The sequence below is a fragment of the Mycobacterium stomatepiae genome, assembly GCF_010731715.1.
Lineage (GTDB): Bacteria > Actinomycetota > Actinomycetes > Mycobacteriales > Mycobacteriaceae > Mycobacterium > Mycobacterium stomatepiae.
On sequence record NZ_AP022587.1, the window covers coordinates 5,120,940 to 5,137,129 of the forward strand.

At 66.2% G+C, this 16,190-nt stretch carries 15 protein-coding genes; 3 read left to right on the forward strand and 12 right to left on the reverse strand.

The genetic code is table 11. The features are described 5' to 3' along the window. Positions 1-8 precede the first annotated feature (8 nt). The 3 genes from G6N54_RS24420 to G6N54_RS24430 are packed head-to-tail and all read left to right on the forward strand — an operon-like array spanning position 9 to position 2,123. Positions 9-704, forward strand: coding sequence for an FtsB family cell division protein (locus G6N54_RS24420; RefSeq protein ID WP_163792763.1), 696 nt, complete (start codon positions 9-11; stop codon positions 702-704). Then, the gene (locus G6N54_RS24425) at positions 697-1,188 is read left to right on the forward strand and encodes a DUF501 domain-containing protein (RefSeq protein ID WP_163792765.1); all 492 of its coding nucleotides are present in this window, start codon (positions 697-699) and stop codon (positions 1,186-1,188) included. Before G6N54_RS24420 ends, G6N54_RS24425 begins: the two co-directional genes overlap by 8 nt. Continuing rightward, positions 1,179-2,123 carry a Ppx/GppA phosphatase family protein gene (locus G6N54_RS24430; RefSeq protein WP_163792767.1) on the forward strand — a complete coding sequence of 315 codons (945 nt, stop codon included), beginning with the start codon at positions 1,179-1,181 and terminating at the stop codon, positions 2,121-2,123. Before G6N54_RS24425 ends, G6N54_RS24430 begins: the two co-directional genes overlap by 10 nt. A 126-nt stretch (positions 2,124-2,249) precedes the next feature. Here the strand turns inward: G6N54_RS24430 and G6N54_RS24435 are convergent, their stop codons facing one another. The 12 genes from G6N54_RS24435 to G6N54_RS24490 all read right to left on the reverse strand — a co-directional run bounded on the left by G6N54_RS24435 (position 2,250) and on the right by G6N54_RS24490 (position 16,130). Further along, complete coding sequence (locus G6N54_RS24435) at positions 2,250-2,930, reverse strand: response regulator (RefSeq protein WP_163792769.1); 681 nt, start codon at positions 2,928-2,930, stop codon at positions 2,250-2,252. 49 nt (positions 2,931-2,979) lie between these two features. Beyond that, on the reverse strand, positions 2,980-5,550 hold the full coding sequence (locus G6N54_RS24440) for a sensor histidine kinase (protein ID WP_163792771.1): 2,571 nt from the start codon (positions 5,548-5,550) through the stop codon (positions 2,980-2,982). A gap of 12 nt (positions 5,551-5,562) precedes the next feature. Continuing rightward, on the reverse strand, positions 5,563-6,489 hold the full coding sequence (locus G6N54_RS24445; protein WP_163792773.1) for a potassium-transporting ATPase subunit C: 927 nt from the start codon (positions 6,487-6,489) through the stop codon (positions 5,563-5,565). 1 nt (position 6,490) lies between these two features. Further along, positions 6,491-8,635, reverse strand: coding sequence for a potassium-transporting ATPase subunit KdpB (gene kdpB, locus G6N54_RS24450; protein WP_276056154.1), 2,145 nt, complete (start codon positions 8,633-8,635; stop codon positions 6,491-6,493). A gap of 14 nt (positions 8,636-8,649) precedes the next feature. Next, positions 8,650-10,320 (reverse strand): potassium-transporting ATPase subunit KdpA, encoded by a 1,671-nt coding sequence (kdpA, locus tag G6N54_RS24455; protein ID WP_163792776.1) that lies wholly within the window; start codon positions 10,318-10,320, stop codon positions 8,650-8,652. Continuing rightward, positions 10,320-10,409: a potassium-transporting ATPase subunit F gene (locus tag G6N54_RS30785; protein ID WP_163792778.1), complete on the reverse strand. Its 90-nt coding sequence runs from the start codon at positions 10,407-10,409 to the stop codon at positions 10,320-10,322. The genes kdpA and G6N54_RS30785 overlap by 1 nt, the downstream gene beginning before the upstream one ends. Positions 10,410-10,692: 283 nt before the next feature. After that, complete coding sequence (locus G6N54_RS24465; RefSeq protein WP_163792780.1) at positions 10,693-12,201, reverse strand: sensor histidine kinase; 1,509 nt, start codon at positions 12,199-12,201, stop codon at positions 10,693-10,695. Further along, on the reverse strand, positions 12,198-12,971 hold the full coding sequence (locus tag G6N54_RS24470; protein WP_163792782.1) for a response regulator transcription factor: 774 nt from the start codon (positions 12,969-12,971) through the stop codon (positions 12,198-12,200). The genes G6N54_RS24465 and G6N54_RS24470 overlap by 4 nt, the downstream gene beginning before the upstream one ends. Positions 12,972-13,210: 239 nt before the next feature. Further along, entirely contained in the window at positions 13,211-13,495 is a 285-nt protein-coding gene (locus G6N54_RS24475; protein ID WP_163792784.1) for a WXG100 family type VII secretion target, read from the reverse strand. A 48-nt stretch (positions 13,496-13,543) separates the two neighbouring features. Then, on the reverse strand, positions 13,544-13,840 hold the full coding sequence (locus G6N54_RS24480) for a WXG100 family type VII secretion target (RefSeq protein WP_163667469.1): 297 nt from the start codon (positions 13,838-13,840) through the stop codon (positions 13,544-13,546). 151 nt (positions 13,841-13,991) lie between these two features. Continuing rightward, entirely contained in the window at positions 13,992-15,146 is a 1,155-nt protein-coding gene (locus tag G6N54_RS24485) for a PPE family protein, SVP subgroup (RefSeq protein WP_163792786.1), read from the reverse strand. Between the two features lie 57 nt (positions 15,147-15,203). Further along, positions 15,204-16,130, reverse strand: a complete 927-nt coding sequence (locus tag G6N54_RS24490) for a PPE family protein, SVP subgroup (protein ID WP_163792789.1) — start codon at positions 16,128-16,130, stop codon at positions 15,204-15,206. Positions 16,131-16,190: the final 60 nt, after the last annotated feature.

Below are 16,190 nucleotides of genomic sequence, written 5' to 3' on the forward strand. Positions count from 1 at the left end.
AGGTTTCGATGCCCGACGCCAAACGGCCAGATCCGAAACGCCGCTCCCCGGCATCGCGCCCGGGGAAGGCCGGCGGTTCGGTCCGGCGGGGTCGGGCCGCCAAGCCGTCGTCCAAGCCGTCGTCGCGCACGTCGAAACTCGCGCAGAACGCCGCGGCGGCCCGGACGACCGCCGAGCACATCGTCGAACCCATCAAGCGCCAGATCGCCGAGTCCGTCGAGCAGCGGTCGGATCAACGGCTGGGCTTCACCGCGCGGCGCGCGGCCGTGCTGGCCGCGGTGGTCTGCGTGCTGACGTTGACGATCGCGGGCCCGGTGCGTACGTACTTCGCGCAGCGCACCGAGATGGCACAGCTGACGGCCAGCGAGGCCGCGCTGCGCCGCCAGATCGCCGAGCTCGAGCAGAAGAAGGTCAAGCTCGCCGACCCGGCTTACATTGCGGCACAGGCTCGCGAACGGCTGGGATTCGTGATGCCGGGGGATACGCCGTTCCAGGTCCAGCTGCCGGCGGCCGCGGCGGCGTCGCCGCAACCGGGCGCCGAGGCGGCGAAGCCGGCGAACAACGCGCCGTGGTACTCCTCGCTGTGGCACACCATCGCCGATGCCCCGCACCTGCCACCGGCCGACGCCCCGGCTCCGCCGCCGGCCGAACCCGGGCAGCCCGCCCCGCCGGAATCACCGAAGCCCACGACGCCCGGTGGTTGATCGTGCCGACCTGGAAGCGGTGGCACGCCAGCTCGGACGCGAGCCCCGCGGTGTGCTGGAGATCGCCTACCGATGCCCCAACGGCGAGCCCGGCGTGGTGAAGACCGCACCGAAACTTCCTGACGGAACGCCCTTTCCGACGCTGTACTACCTGACGCATCCGCTTTTGACCGCGGCCGCCAGCCGGCTGGAGACGACGGGGCTGATGCGGGAGATGACCGAGCGGCTGAGCACTGACGCCGACGTGGCCGCCGCCTATCGGCGCGCGCACGAGTCTTATCTGGCCGAGCGCGATGCGATCGAACCGCTCGGGACCGCGTTCTCGGGCGGCGGCATGCCGGACCGGGTCAAATGCCTCCATGTGCTGATCGCCCACTCGCTGGCCAAGGGGCCCGGAGTCAATCCCTTCGGGGACGAGGCGGTGGCGCTGCTGGCCGGCGAGCCGGCGATGGCCGGGGTACTGGATGGTGAGTTGTGGCGTTGAGAGCGGCCGGTGTCGACTGCGGCACCAACTCGATTCGATTGCTGATCGCCGACGTCGGCGATGGGAAGCTGCGCGACCTGCACCGTGAGACGCGGATCGTCCGGTTGGGCCAGGGCGTGGACGCCACGGGCCAGTTCGCGCCGGAGGCGATCGAGCGGGCCAGGGTCGCGCTGGTCGACTACGCGGAGTTGATGAAAACCCATCGCGTCGAGCGGGTCCGGATGGTGGCCACCTCGGCCGCCCGCGACGTGAGCAACCGCGACGACTTCTTTGCGATGACGGCCGGCGTGCTGGGCGGCGTGCTGTCCGGCGCTGTCGCCGAGGTAATCACCGGAGCCGAAGAGGCCGAGCTGTCCTTTCGCGGCGCGGTGGGCGAATTGGACAGTGCCCGTGGGCCTTTCGTCGTCGTCGACCTGGGCGGCGGCTCCACGGAGATTGTGCTGGGTGCCGACGAGGTAGTGGCCAGCTACTCGGCCGACATCGGCTGCGTGCGCCTGACCGAACGCTGCCTGCACTCCGACCCGCCGACGGTCCAGGAAGTTGACGCGGCGCGCCGGTTCGTACGCGAACGGCTCGAACCCGCGTTGCGGACCGTGCCCGTCGAGGGAGCCCGGACCTGGGTGGGGCTGGCTGGCACAATGACCACACTGTCGGCGCTGGCCCATCACATGAGTGCGTATGATGCTGCGGCCATTCATCTTTCGCGGGTGCCCGGGGACGAATTGCTAGCGGTGTGTGAGCGGCTGATCGGCATGACGCGAGCCCAGCGCGCGGCGCTGCCCCCGATGCACGAGGGTCGGGTCGACGTGATCGGTGGCGGCGCGATCGTGGTGCAGGAGCTGGCGCGGGAATTGCGCGCCCGGGCCGGCATCGACGAGCTGACCGTCAGCGAGCACGACATCCTCGACGGCATCGTGCTGTCGATCGCGCCGTAGCGCCGTTCGCGCGGGCCCGCCAAGCGTTCGCTTTGAGCGTGCGTCCCGGGCGACATTTGGGCCGAATTCCCGCCGCGGGCGCGCACTCAAAACCCTTGACGCACACTCGACACCGTGGCTGGACACTCAGCCTTCGAAGCGGTAGCCCATGCCCGATTCGGTCAGCAGGTGTGTGGGATGCGACGGGTCGTCTTCGAGTTTGCGCCGCAGCTGAGCGAGATACACACGCAGGTAATGAGTTTCGGTGGCATACGCCGGCCCCCACACCTCTTTGAGCAATTCCTCGCGGCCGACCAGCTTGCCGCGATTGCGCACCAGCACTTCGAGCATGCCCCACTCGGTCGGGGTGAGGTGTACCTCGGCGCCGCCCTTGGTGACCTTCTTGGCGGCCAGGTCGACGGTGAATGCGTCGGTTTCGATCACCGGCTCGTCCACCTCGGAGGCCGCGGCATTGCGGCGCACCGCGGCGCGCAGCCGGGCCAGAAACTCGTCCATTCCAAACGGTTTCGTCACATAGTCGTCGGCCCCGGCGTCCAGTGCCTCGACCTTGTCGGAGGAATCGGTGCGCGCGGACAATACGATCACCGGCGCCGTCAGCCACCCCCGCAGACCGGCGAGTACCTCGATACCCGAGATGTCGGGCAGACCGAGATCGAGGATCACCACGTCGGGTTTGTGCTCGGCCGCGGCGCGCAGGGCGCCGGCACCGGTTGCCGCGGTCACGACCTCGTAGCCGCGCACCGACAAGTTGATGCGCAGCGCGCGCAGGATGTGCGGCTCGTCGTCGATCACCAAGACTCGCGTCATGGGCGCCGCTCCTCCTCATCGCTGCGCTCTGCATCGTCGCCGGCGCGGGTCATTGGACACCAATCGGTTGCGGCGGTGCCGCCAAGTCTACGACGACGGTGAGGCCACCCCCGGGAGTATCGCCGGCCTGGACGTTGCCGCCCATGGCTTCGACGAAGCCGCGGGCCACCGACATCCCCAGTCCGACGCCGGTGCTGTTGTCGTGATCGCCGAGCCGCTGAAACGGCTCGAAGAGCTGATCCTCGCCGCCGTGCGGGATGCCGGGGCCTTCGTCGATGACGTTGATCAGGACCCGATCGCCGACCCGCCCCGCGTTGACCCTGACCACGCAGTTGGGCGCGTAGCGCAGCGCATTGTCGATCAGGTTGGCCAGCACCCGTTCCAACAGCCCGGGATCGGCCATTGCGACGGCGGCACCCACGTCGACCTTGACGCGGTCGATCGCCGATCGGTAGAAGCCGGTGGCGCCCTTGCCAATACTGACCAGTGCGCGTTGTACCGCTTCCTCCAGATACACCTGGCGCAAGTCCGGGCGAACCACGCCGGCGGCCAGCCGCGACGAATCGAGTAGATTGCCCACCAATGCGGTGAGCTGGTCGATCGACTCCTCGATCGTGGCCAGCAGTTCGGCCGTGTCCTCGGGGGAGAACGCGACATCCTCGGCACGCAAACTCGACGCCGCGACCTTGGCCGCGGCCAACGGTGTGCGCAGGTCATGGCTGACCGCTGAAAGCAGCGAGCGGCGCAGCTCGTCGGCGCGCACGATGGCCTCGGTGCGACTGGCCTCCTCCGCCAGCTCGCCCTGGCGGACAAGACCCGCCGCTTGCTTGGCCACCGCGGTCAACACCCGGCGATCGCGAGCGGAAAGCTTGCGCCCCGCCATCAGCATCCAGAACTCGTCGTCACCGACCTCGATCGCGGTGTCGGCGGAATCGACGGTCACGCAAGGATCTTTGCCGACGCAGGCGATGATGTGGGCCTTTTTGCCGTTAGCCCGTTCCTCGTCGCCGGGCTCGCGCAGCATGCTGACGGCGCGCTGCGAATACGTCTCGCGCACCCGCTCGAGCAGCGTTTCGAGGTCGGCGCCGCGCAGTACCGAACCGGCGAACAGCGTGAGCAATTCGGCCTCGTGCGAGGCCAGCCGGGCTTCCCGGGCCCGCTTGGCGGCGAAGTCGACCACCACCGCGACCGCGACGGCGATCAGCAGCAGCACCAGTTCGGTGATGGCGTTGTTCGGTTCGGCGATCGTGAAGCTGTGCCGCGGTGTGATCAGGTAGTAGTTCAGCAGCAGGCCGGACAGCACCGCCGAAAGAGCCGCCGGCGCAACGCCTCCCAGTAGGCCCACTAGCAACACGCCGACGAAGAACAGTGCACTCTCCCCGCCGGTGTCCAGATACGAGTCGAGCACCGTCACGGTGACCGCGCAGATGGCCGACGGGACGATGGCCGCGGCCAGCCAGGACGCGATGCGTCGGTCGCGCGGCGCCAACGACGCCAGGCGAAAGCCGCGTTTGGATTCCTCGTGCGTGACGATGTGCACGTCGATCTTGCCCGACTGCTGGACAACGGTGGTGCCGATGCCCTCCTCGAATATCCGCGCCCACCGCGATCGGCGGGATGTCCCGATGACCAGTTGGGTCGCGTTCATCTCCCGGGCGAAATCCAGTAGCGCCGTGGGTACATCGTCGCCGACGACGGTGTGCACCGAAGCATCCAGGCTGCTCGCCAGGTCGCGGATCTTGGCCATGCGAGTCTCGGACAGGCCGGCCAGCCCGTCCCCGCGAACCACGTGTACGACCATCAGCTCGGCGCTGGATTTCGACGCGATCCGGGATGCCCTGCGTACCAAAGTTTCCGACTCGGGTCCACCCGTGATCGCGACGACGACGCGCTCGCGCGCCTCCCACATATCGGTGATCTTGTTCTCGGCGCGGTATTTAGCCAGTGCGGTATCGACCTGGTCGGCCAGCCATAGCAACGCCAATTCCCGCAGCGCGGTGAGATTTCCGCGTCGGAAGTAGTTCGACAACGCGGCGTCGACCTTCTCCGAGGCGTAGACGTTGCCGTGGGAGAGCCTGCGCCGCAGCGCCTCCGGCGTGATGTCGATGAGTTCGACCTGCGACGCTTCTCGCACAATCGAATCCGGGATCGTCTCCTTCTGTTCGATTCCGGTGATCTGCGCGACGACATCGTTGAGGCTTTCCAGATGCTGGATGTTGACCGTGGAGATCACGGTGATCCCGGCGTCGCGCAACTCCTCGACGTCCTGCCAGCGCTTATTGTTCTTGCTTCCCGGTGTATTGGTGTGGGCGAGTTCGTCGACCAGAACGACCTGGGGACGCCGTGCCAGCACGGCCGGCACGTCGAGTTCGGGAAAGCTGCCGCCGCGGTATTCGATAAAACGCGGCGCGATGATCTCGATGCCTTCCAGCATCTGAGCGGTTTTCGCGCGGCCATGGGTCTCGACCACCGCGGCAACCAGATCGGTGCCACGCTCCAGGCGCCGGTGTGCTTCACCGAGCATCGCGTACGTCTTACCGACACCCGGAGCCGCACCGAGATAGATGCGTAGCTCCCCGCGCTTGGGATGGTGGTCCGCGACGCTCACGTCACCCATCATCCCCCCGAATCGCTAGCCCGTGACCGGAAACCGGTGGTCGAGTTCTAGATTCAGTTGCAGGACATTGACCGTCGGCTCGCCGAAGAATCCCAGGGGTCGGCCGTCGGTGTATTTGGCGAGGACCGCCCGGATCTGGTCCGGGCTCGCGTGACGCGCCTTGGCCACCCGCGCGACCTGAATCTCGGCGTAGGCCGGCGAGATGTTCGGATCCAGGCCGCTAGCGCTGGCGGTGACCGCGTCTGCGGGCACCTGCGGGTTGCTCGGGGCGGCACCGCGAATGGGCACGATCTGCCCGGCCGAGTAGTCGTCGCCGAACTTCGCGCATTCGACCCGGATACCTTCATAGAGGTCCAGGAAGGGCTGTTTGGTCGTCGCACACGGCTCGTTGACGCTGACCACGCGGGTCGGGTGGACGACGTAGCCGCGTGCATCGCGGGGGCCGATCACCGACAGCACCGCTCCGACGCCGCCGCCGGTGCAGAACGGGCGCGACCCGTCGACGCCTTCGAGTTGCCCGATCGCCACGCTGCGCGAGCACACCTGCGTCAGCAGGCTCGGCTTGAATCCGGCGTCGGATGCGCTGGCCCCGGAGGCCAGTTTGGCCGGATCGCCCGGTGTGTCGACAGTGCTCTCAGGCCCAAGGTTGCTGCCGCCGCTCGCCGTCGGGTCATAACCGTTGCTGCCCGCGGCTGAGGGACGGCTTTGGAAATATTTCTGCAGCGGGTTGCCGGACGAGTCGGTGAACGACTGACCGATCAGCTCGCTGCCGATCGGCTTGCCGCCGGCGGTGAGAATAGAGCCCTCCGCCTTGTCGTGCAGGCCCGGGATCAGGGCCACCAACCAGATCAGCAGTGGGTAGCCAAATCCCAGGATCACGGTGAAGACAAGCAGCGCGCGCAGCGCGGCCCAGTGTTGACGAAGCGTGTTGGCGATGTTCATCTCAGGCCATCCCGGGAAGCAGTTGAACCAGTAAGTCGATGAGCTTGATCCCGACGAACGGGGCGACGATGCCACCCAGGCCGTAGATGTAGAGATTGCGGCTCAGCAGTTTCGAAGCGCGGCTGGGCGTATACCGAACACCGCGCAGCGCCAACGGAATCAGGGCGACGATGACGATCGCGTTGAAGATGACCGCGGACAGGATCGCCGATTCCGGGCTGTGCAGCCGCATCACGTTGATCAAATCCAGGCCCGGGAAGAGCGCGACGAACATCGCCGGGATGATCGCGAAATACTTGGCGATGTCGTTGGCGATCGAGAAGGTCGTCAACGCGCCGCGGGTGATCAGCAATTGCTTACCGATCTCCACGATCTCGATCAGCTTGGTCGGATCGGAGTCCAAATCGACCATGTTGCCGGCCTCTTTGGCCGCCGAGGTGCCGGTGCTCATCGCCACCCCGACGTCGGCCTGCGCCAGCGCCGGGGCGTCGTTAGTCCCGTCACCGGTCATCGCCACCAGGCGCCCGCCCTGCTGCTCCTTCTTGATCAGCATCATCTTGTCTTCGGGCGTGGCCTCGGCGAGGAAGTCGTCCACGCCGGCCTCGTCGGCGATCGCCTTGGCGGTCAACGGATTATCGCCGGTGATCATCACGGTCCGGATGCCCATCAGGCGCATCGCGTCGAACCGTTCGCGCATGCCCTGCTTCACCACGTCTTTGAGGTGAATGACGCCGAGCACTCGAGCTGCTGCGGCGCTTCCGCCGCGTTCGACCTGTCCGACCACGAGCGGGGTTCCGCCGGCTGCCGAGATGCCGTCGACGATCTCACCGAGTTCGGTCGGAACGTTGCCGCCGTTACCGCGGATCCACTCGGAGACCGAGCTGGCCGCGCCCTTGCGGAGCTGCCGTCCATCGATGTCGACTCCCGACATCCGGGTTTGCGCAGTGAATTCCACCCACGTCGCGTGGGTCAGCTCCCCGGGTGTCCGTGCGCGCAGGCCGTAAGCCTCTTTGGCGTAGACGACAATCGAACGGCCCTCCGGGGTTTCGTCGGCGAGGCTGGACAGTTGCGCGGCGTCGGCCAGGTCCGCACTGGTCACCCCGGTCACCGGAATGAATTCCGACGCCTGGCGATTCCCGAGCGTGATCGTTCCGGTCTTGTCCAGCAGCAGCGTGTTGACGTCTCCGGCCGCCTCGACCGCGCGGCCCGACATGGCCAGCACGTTGCGCTGCACCAGCCGGTCCATGCCGGCGATGCCGATCGCCGACAGCAGCGCGCCGATCGTGGTCGGAATCAGGCACACCAGCAGCGCGACCAGAACAATGCCGCTGATGCCGTTGGCGTCGAGAGCCTGGGTGTCGGGCACTCCGGGGTTGTTCGCCTTGGAGTAGATCGCCAGCGGCTGCAGTGTGGCGACGGCGAACACGAAGATGATCGTCAGCGCCGCCAGCAGAATGTTCAGCGCGATCTCGTTCGGCGTCTTCTGCCGGTTCGCGCCCTTGACGAGCGCGATTATCCGGTCCACGAAGCTCTCGCCCGGCTTTTGGGTGATCTTGACGACGATGCGGTCCGACAGCACGGTTGTCCCACCGGTCACTGCCGAGCGGTCACCGCCGGATTCCCGGATCACCGGAGCGGATTCGCCGGTGATGGCCGATTCGTCAACCGAGGCAATGCCTTCGACGACGTCGCCGTCACCCGGGATAACCTGACCCGCGACGACCACCACGAAGTCACCCTGTTGCAGCAACGGCGCGGCGATCTCTTCGACGGTTCCCTCGGCGCCCGGCTTCCAATCGCTGAGCCGGTGCGCAATGGTGTCGGCCTTCGTCTTGCGCAGCGTGTCGGCCTGCGCCTTACCGCGCCCCTCGGCCACCGCCTCGGCCAGGTTCGCGAAAAACACTGTCAGCCACAACCAGAACACGGTGAGCCAGCTGAACCAGGTGCTGTCGCCGAACGCGAGCACCGTCGACCAGACGGCACCGATCTCGACAATGAACATCACCGGGTTGCGCCACAGCGTGCGAGGGTCGAGCTTGCGCAGTGCGTCCGGCAGCGACTTCAGCAGCAGGGCGGGGTCGAGCAGACCGCCCTGAAGCTTGTCGCCGGGCGCGTGGGAGGTACGTCGGCGGGTGTGGGAATCCAAGGTAGTAGTCACTTTTAGCGAATCCCTTCGGCGAGCGGCCCGAGCGCCAGCGCGGGCAGGAAGGTGAGGGCAACCAGAATGACGGTCACGCCCACCACCAGTCCGACGAACTGCGGCTTGTGGGTGGGCAGGGTGCCGCTGGACTCGGGCGTCATGCCCTGGCGTGCCAGCGAACCGGCAAGCGCGAGAACGAGAACCATCGGTAGGAATCGGCCGAAGGCCATCGCCAGGCCCAGAGCGGTGTTCCACCAGACCGTGTTGGCGGACAGGCCGGCGAAAGCCGAACCGTTGTTGTTCGCGGCGGAGGTGAAGGCGTAGAGCACCTCGGACAGGCCGTGCGGCCCGCTGTTGGCCATCCCGGCACGCTCGCCGGGCAGCGCCATCGCGATCGCGGTGCCCAGCAAGACGATGAGCGGCGTGACCAGGAAATAGGCTGAAGCCAGCTTCATTTCGCGCGGATTGATCTTCTTGCCCAGGTACTCCGGCGTCCGGCCGACCATCAAGCCGGCGACGGACACCGTGATGACCGCCAGGATCAGGATGCCGTACAGGCCCGAGCCGGTGCCACCGGGCGCGACCTCACCGAGCTGCATGTTGAACATCGTCATCATGCAGCCCAGGCTGGTGTAGGAGTCGTGCGTGGAATCGACTGCGCCGGTTGAGGTCAGCGTGGTCGCGTCGGCGAATACCGCGGAGTCGGCGACCCCGAAGCGCTGCTCGACGCCCTCGTACGAGGCGCCCACGGCCGAGGGAACGGTGCCGTGGTGTTGCAACTGGAACAGCATCATGAACGTGACGGACAGGACGGCCAGGACGCTGACCACCGCGGCGATCGCGTAGCCCTGCTTCTTGCTGTCCACCATGCGGCCGAACGTGCGTGGCAGCGAGAAGCTGATGACCAGCAACAAGAAGATCTCGACCCAGTTGGTCCACGCGGTCGCGTTCTCGAATGGGTGCGCCGAGTTGGCGTTGTAGAAGCCACCACCGTTGGTGCCCAACAACTTAATAGCTTCCTGACTGGCGACCGGACCGCCGGGCAGGGTCTGCGGGGCACCGGCCAACGTGGTGACGACCTGGTCGTTGAGGTGGAAATTCTGGACGACGCCGCCGGCCAGCAAGACGAGCGCGCCGATGATCGAGATCGGCAACAGGATGCGCAGCGTGCCGCGGGTCAGGTCCACCCAGAAGTTGCCCAATTCGTTGGTGCGGTGCCGGGCGAACCCGCGGACCAGCGCGACGGCGACGGCCATACCGACCGCTGCGGAGACGAAGTTCTGTACCGCCAGGCCGGCCATCTGGACCAGGTGGCCCATCGTCGACTCGCCAGAGTAGGCCTGCCAGTTGGTGTTTGTGACGAAGCTGATCGCGGTGTTCCATGCCAGCGCCGGTGTCATCTTGGTGCCCGGATCCTGCAGATGCAGCGGCAGCTTGTCCTGCACGAGTTGCAAGACGAACAGGAACACGACGCTGACCGCCGAAAAGGCCAGCACGCTGCGGGCATACGTTTTCCACGTCTGCTCCGAGTCGGGGTTGGCGCCGATCAAGCGATAGATGAATTTCTCAGTGCGCGAATGTCTTTCGGCACTGTAGACCCGATACATGTAATCGCCCAGCGGTACGTGAACAACCGCCAGCGCGACGATCAGCAGGACGAGGAAAACCACACCCGCCGCCGTGCCGCTCATTAGAACCGCTCCGGGTACATCAGGGCGGCCCCCAGTAGCAGGGCTATCAGGATGGACAGGATGAGGCCCACCGTGTTTGCGGTGCTCACGATCCCAGCCTCAGCGTCAAGCCGAGCGCGGCGAAGATCGCCACAGTCAGCAAGAGGTAAATGACCACAGACATTTTTGTCTTTCGTTCGATGACCCGTTGATGCCTGATCGTTCTCGGGCAACAGTAACCTGACCTCGGGTGAGGAGGGCAGGTTTGAGGCTAGGCTCGATTGCGGTCCGCGGCGTTCGCCCTTAACGCTTTCTTTACGTCTTGACCGCAACTTTTGCGGTCTTGTTGACCATTGCCCGCCCGGCGTGTGGCGGGCGTCTCACCGATCTGCGTCAGCCGGTGCTCGGACCGTCGATCATCGGCAGCCGCACCCGGAAGACCGTTCGGCCGTTGGCGGATTCGGCACTGACCGAGCCGTGATGGGCCTTGACGATCGAACTGACGATGGCCAGGCCCAGGCCGATGCCCGAGTCGTCGGACCGGGACGTGTTCGCCCGGACGAATCGCTCGAACAGCCGGGGGAGCAGATCCGCGTCGATGCCGGGCCCGTCATCGGCAACGGTGAGTTCCACGTACGGTGCGCCGGGATCGCTGCGCTGGCAGGTGATCGCGGTGGTCACCGTGACGCCGGGCGGCGTGTGCAACCCGGCATTGCTGTGCAGGTTGCTGACCAATTGATGCAATCGGGCATGATCCCCGCGGACCCAGACCGGTCCCTCGGGCAGGTCTTTGAGCCAGCGGTGCGTCGTCGCGGCGACCGCGGCGTCGTTCACCGCGTTCATGACCAGCTCGGCCAGGTCGACGTCCTCGTTCTGCAGATCCTCGCCCTCGCCCAGGCGGGAAAGCAGCAACAGCTCCTCGACGAGCAACGCCATCCGGCGTGCTTCGGACTCGATGCGGGCCAGCGCGTACTCGGTGGTCGGCGGTAACGCCGAACTGTCCTGGCGGGTCAGCTCGGCGTAACCCTGAATCGCCGCCAGCGGCGTTCTCAGCTCGTGGCTGGCGTCGGTGAGGAACTGCCGCATGCGCATGTCGGAATCGACGCGATGCGCCAGCGCGCTATCCACGTTGTCCAGCAACCGGTTTAGGGTGTGTCCGACGATCCCGACCTCGTTGTCCGGGTCGGTGTCTTCCTTGCGGACTCGGACACTGATCCGATGGTCGTCGCCGGTGAGCGGCATCGCGGCGACTTCGGCGGCCGTCGCCGCGACGCGGCGCAGTGGACGAAGGGTGTAGCCCACCACCCAGACGGTGAGCCCCGCGGTAATCATCAGGGCAGCCGCGATCAGCAGGCTCGTGGTGATGTATTTGCGGGCCATGATCTGGTCGGCCAGCCTCACCGACATCCCGACGATCAGCAGGTCGGATCCTTCGCGGAGGCTATCGACGCGGTAGGCGCCCAGGCTCCCGAGCCGTACCGTACGGGGTGGCGCGTCGGCCCAGGACAGCGATTCGATCGCGTCAATGACGTCGGGCGGGGCCGGTTTTGGTTCGTCCTCGGAGAACACCGCGGAGCCGATCACGGTGCCGTTGTGCAGGACGGCGATCAGGTTGCCCGGCGTTTGCCCGGTGAATTCGAGCATCGCCTGGTCCACCGGCGGACGGCCGCGGTGCGCCGAGGTGTGTTCGCCGTTCTGGTATCGGGTGTACGAGTTGCTCAACGCGTCGAGGGATTCGGCGACGTCGGCATCGCTGATCGCGGTGACGTAGCCGCGCAGGCTAAGTACCGAGACCACGCCGACGGACACCAATACCACTGTGACAACGGCCAATACGCCGATCAGTAATTGGCGGCGCAGTGACCGGGGTAACCAGAAAGGAGTGTTTCGTTGGCCCGTCATTCCAGCGGCCGCAGCATGTATCCAACACCACGGACGGTGTGGATCATCGGCTCCCGGCCCGAGTCGATCTTCTTGCGCAAATACGAGATGTAGAGGTCGACGATGCTGGTGCGCCCGGCGAAGTCGTAGTTCCAGACCCGGTCGAGGATCTCGGTGCGGCTCAGCGCTCGGCGCGGATTACGCATCAGGAAACGCAGCAGCTCGAACTCGGTCGACGACAGCGATATCGGCGCGCCGTCGCGGGTGACCTCGCGGCTGGCGGTGTCCAGTCGTAGGTCGCCCACCTTGAGCGCTTCGGCGGCCGGTGGGGACAACTGGCTGGAGCGGCGCAGCAACCCGCGAAGCCGGGCGACCAGCTCCTCGAGGCTGAACGGCTTGGTCATGTAGTCGTCGGCGCCCGCGGTCAGGCCGGTGACCCTGTCCATGACCGAATCGCGGGCGGTCAGAAACAGCGTGGGTGTGTAGGCGTCGGACTCGCGGATCCGCTGCAGAATGCGCAGGCCATCCATGTCGGGAAGCATGATGTCGAGAACCAGCACGTCAGGGGTGACCCGGTCGAACTTGGCCAGCGCCTCGCGCCCGTTGTGGGCGATCTCCACCACCCAACCCTCGTAGTGCAGGGCCATTTTGACCAGGTTCGTCAGCGCCGGCTCGTCGTCCACCAGCAAAACCCGGATCGGTGATCCGTCGGCACGATAGATCCTGGGCAGCTGTCCGAGGATGGCTTGACGCGGACGCTGGCTACCCGCGTATCCCGACATAACAGTCATGTTCTCGAATTCTCGCAAAGCACATATGCGCTTGTCACGGAGTTCATAGACTTCTCAAATGTCGCGAAGCCGCAGGTCCGGCCTCTTGCGGGCGTGGCCGCAAATGTTGCTGTGCTCCAACGATTTTCGTGACGCGACGAAGCCGGTCAATATTTGCGAATCCAATGAAGGCGGCGAGGTGTTACCGCGGCGGGTGCCGCACACCGATCGGTGTGCGGCCCCGTCTGAAACGAGAGGTGTCAGGTCCAGCTGGACCCGACGGCGCTGTCGGTGCTGGCCATGTTGTTGCCGGCACTTTGCACCTTCTGCCCGTGCTGGTTGGCCTGCTCGTAGATCACCTGGAAGTTGCGACCCAACTGGGTGATGAACTCCTGGCACGCCACCGAACCGGCGCCACCCCAGAAGTCACCGGCAGCCAACACATCGCGAACGATGGCCTGGTGCTCGGCCTCCAACGAGGCGGCCTGCGCGCGAATCAACGCGCCATGCGCGTCCACATCTCCGAACTGGTAATTGATCGACATTGTCTTTGTCCTCCTGAGTTAAAAGTGTTGGGAAGCTGCGAGTTTGGGCTAGCTGCCGAGGATCTGCTGCGAGTGCTGCTCTTGCGTCTCGTAGTTGTTGGCGTCACGGATCAGCCCGTCACGCACGCCGTGGAGCATGTTGACAATGTTGTTGAACGCCTGGTTCATCTGACCCATCGTGTCGTACGACGTGGCCTGGGCCTGACCGCTCCAGCCCGCACCGGCGATGTTCATCGACGACGCCCACATCTTGCGAGCCTCATCCGACACCGTCTGCGCATGCATCTCAAAACGGCCCGCCATCGCACGCATCGCGTGCGGGTCGGTCATAAAACGTGTTGCCATGTTGCCTTTCTCCTTTTTTGGGTGCTGCTTCTAATTGATGGAAGATTGGTGATTGGTCTGGGCGCGGGGGTAGCCGCGCAGCGAATAGATTACGGCCTAGCGGTTAACTGCCAGCTTCGAAAGCGTGACATGTGAACCCCATTTTGGCCGGTTATACGACAACCTGTTTGGGCATGACGATCGGCTTGAAGCCGTAGCGCGGCCCGGCGTAAGCACCGGCGCCCTTGGCTCCCGCCACCATTCCCGGCATACCCGGCGCACCCATGACCGAGGCTTCCTCGGTGGCCGCGGTCCAGCCCGAGCCCTCGAGCGGCGCGGTCGCTGCCGCCAGCTCCGTCGCGGGGGCGGCGTTGGCCGCCCAACTGGCCGGCACCGAGAGACGGCTGACGGTGGATGCCCCACCGAGGCTCGCCCTCGCCGCGCTGCCCAAGCCGCCCGCGCCCGCCATCGGCGACACCGAGCTGACCACGGAGCCTTCGATGATGCCGCCGGCACCGGCGGGCACCACGTCGCTGACCGCGGCCGCCGGCACCGCGGCACTGGCAAGGGTGTGGCCCAGCGATACCGCCGTAGGAATGGTGATCATGGTGAACCACGCCACGGTGTTGACCGCACCGTTGATCGCGTTCAGCACCGATGGAGTACCGAGGAAGCCGTCGATCGACTGCAGCAGGTTGTTGCTCACGACGGGGTTGGTGATTTGCAGCGCGTCGGCCAACGACTGCAGATCAGCCGCCTGGAACAGGCTGTTGGCGTCCTCCAGGGCGGGACCCGCCGGGTCGACGGTCGACGCCAGCGGGGTCACCGGCTGCAACATCCCCGCCGCCGCATCGGAAGCGGCCTGGTACGCGCTCATGGCGGTGGCGTCCTGCACCCACATCTCGGCGTACTCCGTCTCCAACTCGGTGAGCACCGGGAGGCTGAACGGGACCGCCGCGAGCGCAGCCGCGTACTCCGCGCGGTTGGTGAAGACGAGCGCCGGGTTTACCACCCCGGCGTATGCCGCCTCGAAAGCCGCTGCCGACGCGGAGGCCGCAGACCCCGCTTGCTCCAATGTGGCCGCCGCGTCGGTCAGGTACGTCACGATCGTCTGGGCGGCGGTCGCGGCCGCGGACGACCCACCACCGGTCCACACATCTGTCGTCAGCGTCGTGATGATCGATTCCCACGACGTTGCCGTGGTGCTCACCTCGGCACCCAGGTTGGCGTACGCGGCCGCGGCGGCCATGAGTGGTGCCGAGCCCGGGCCGCTCCACACGAGCGTCGAGGTGATCTCCGGCGGTAGGGCTGCAAAGTCCATAACCATTTTTTGTATCCCGCTCCTCTTATCGGTCGAATGTGTGAGTTAGGTCGGCGCCGCGGTCTAGACGGCCTTCAATTTCGGCATGACGATCGGCTTGACGCCGTAGCGCGGCGCACCGAAGCCGGACGAGGCGCGTCCCGCGCCGGTAACCATGCCGGGCATGCCGGCGATCGGCGTGCCGGTGGCCTGTGGTGCCGCGCCGGTCCAGCCCACGGTGTGCAGCGGTGTGGTGGCGCCCGCCACCGGAGTGATCTGGCTGCCGACCCAACTCGGCGGCACCGACATGTTGCCGACCAGGGTGCCCTGGCCGATGCCGATCACCGGCATCGCACCACCGATGCCGCCCATGCCGGCCGGCATCGGGGTCGTCGAGGCGGCGAGGTCGGCGGCGCCCGCGGCGGCGGCGGCGTCGGCGATCGTGTCACTGGCGGCGGGAAGCAGACCACCACCGGCCATACCGACCAGGTTCGATGCGGCCGAAGCCCAGTTGCCGGCACCGATGTTCAAGATGTTGGCACCGTTACTGGACAGGCCGAACATCCCGCCAAGCATCGTCGGGTTGGTGAAGTTACCGGTTCCACCGAGCAGGTATTGCAGCCAGTCGAGGGCGGTGCTGCCCGGACCGGGAGCTTGGACCTGCGAAATCGGATCCGACAGCAGGCTCATCTCCGACGGGTCGGCCGACTGCAGCAGGGCCTGGGACGCGTTGGTGGCCTCGGCGTCGCTGTAGCTGTTGGAGCTGGTGCCCAGGTTGGTCGTATACGTTTCCAGCTGGGTCTGAGCGTCGGCGGCAGTGGTCTGGTAGGTGGTGCCGAACGCCGAGAAGATCGCCGCTTGCTGGAGCGAAACCGAATCGGCACCCGCGGGAGCGACAACCGTGGTTGCGGCAGCGGCACCCGCGTTCTGCGCCGCCAAGTTGGCGTTGATCGCTTCCAGCTGCCCCTGCGCAGCAAGCAACTCTTCAGTCACTGTTGTCAGGAATGACATGCATTGCTCCTCTAGTGTTCGAACCATGTCGACCCGAAGAACTGGGTCAACCCTGAGTGG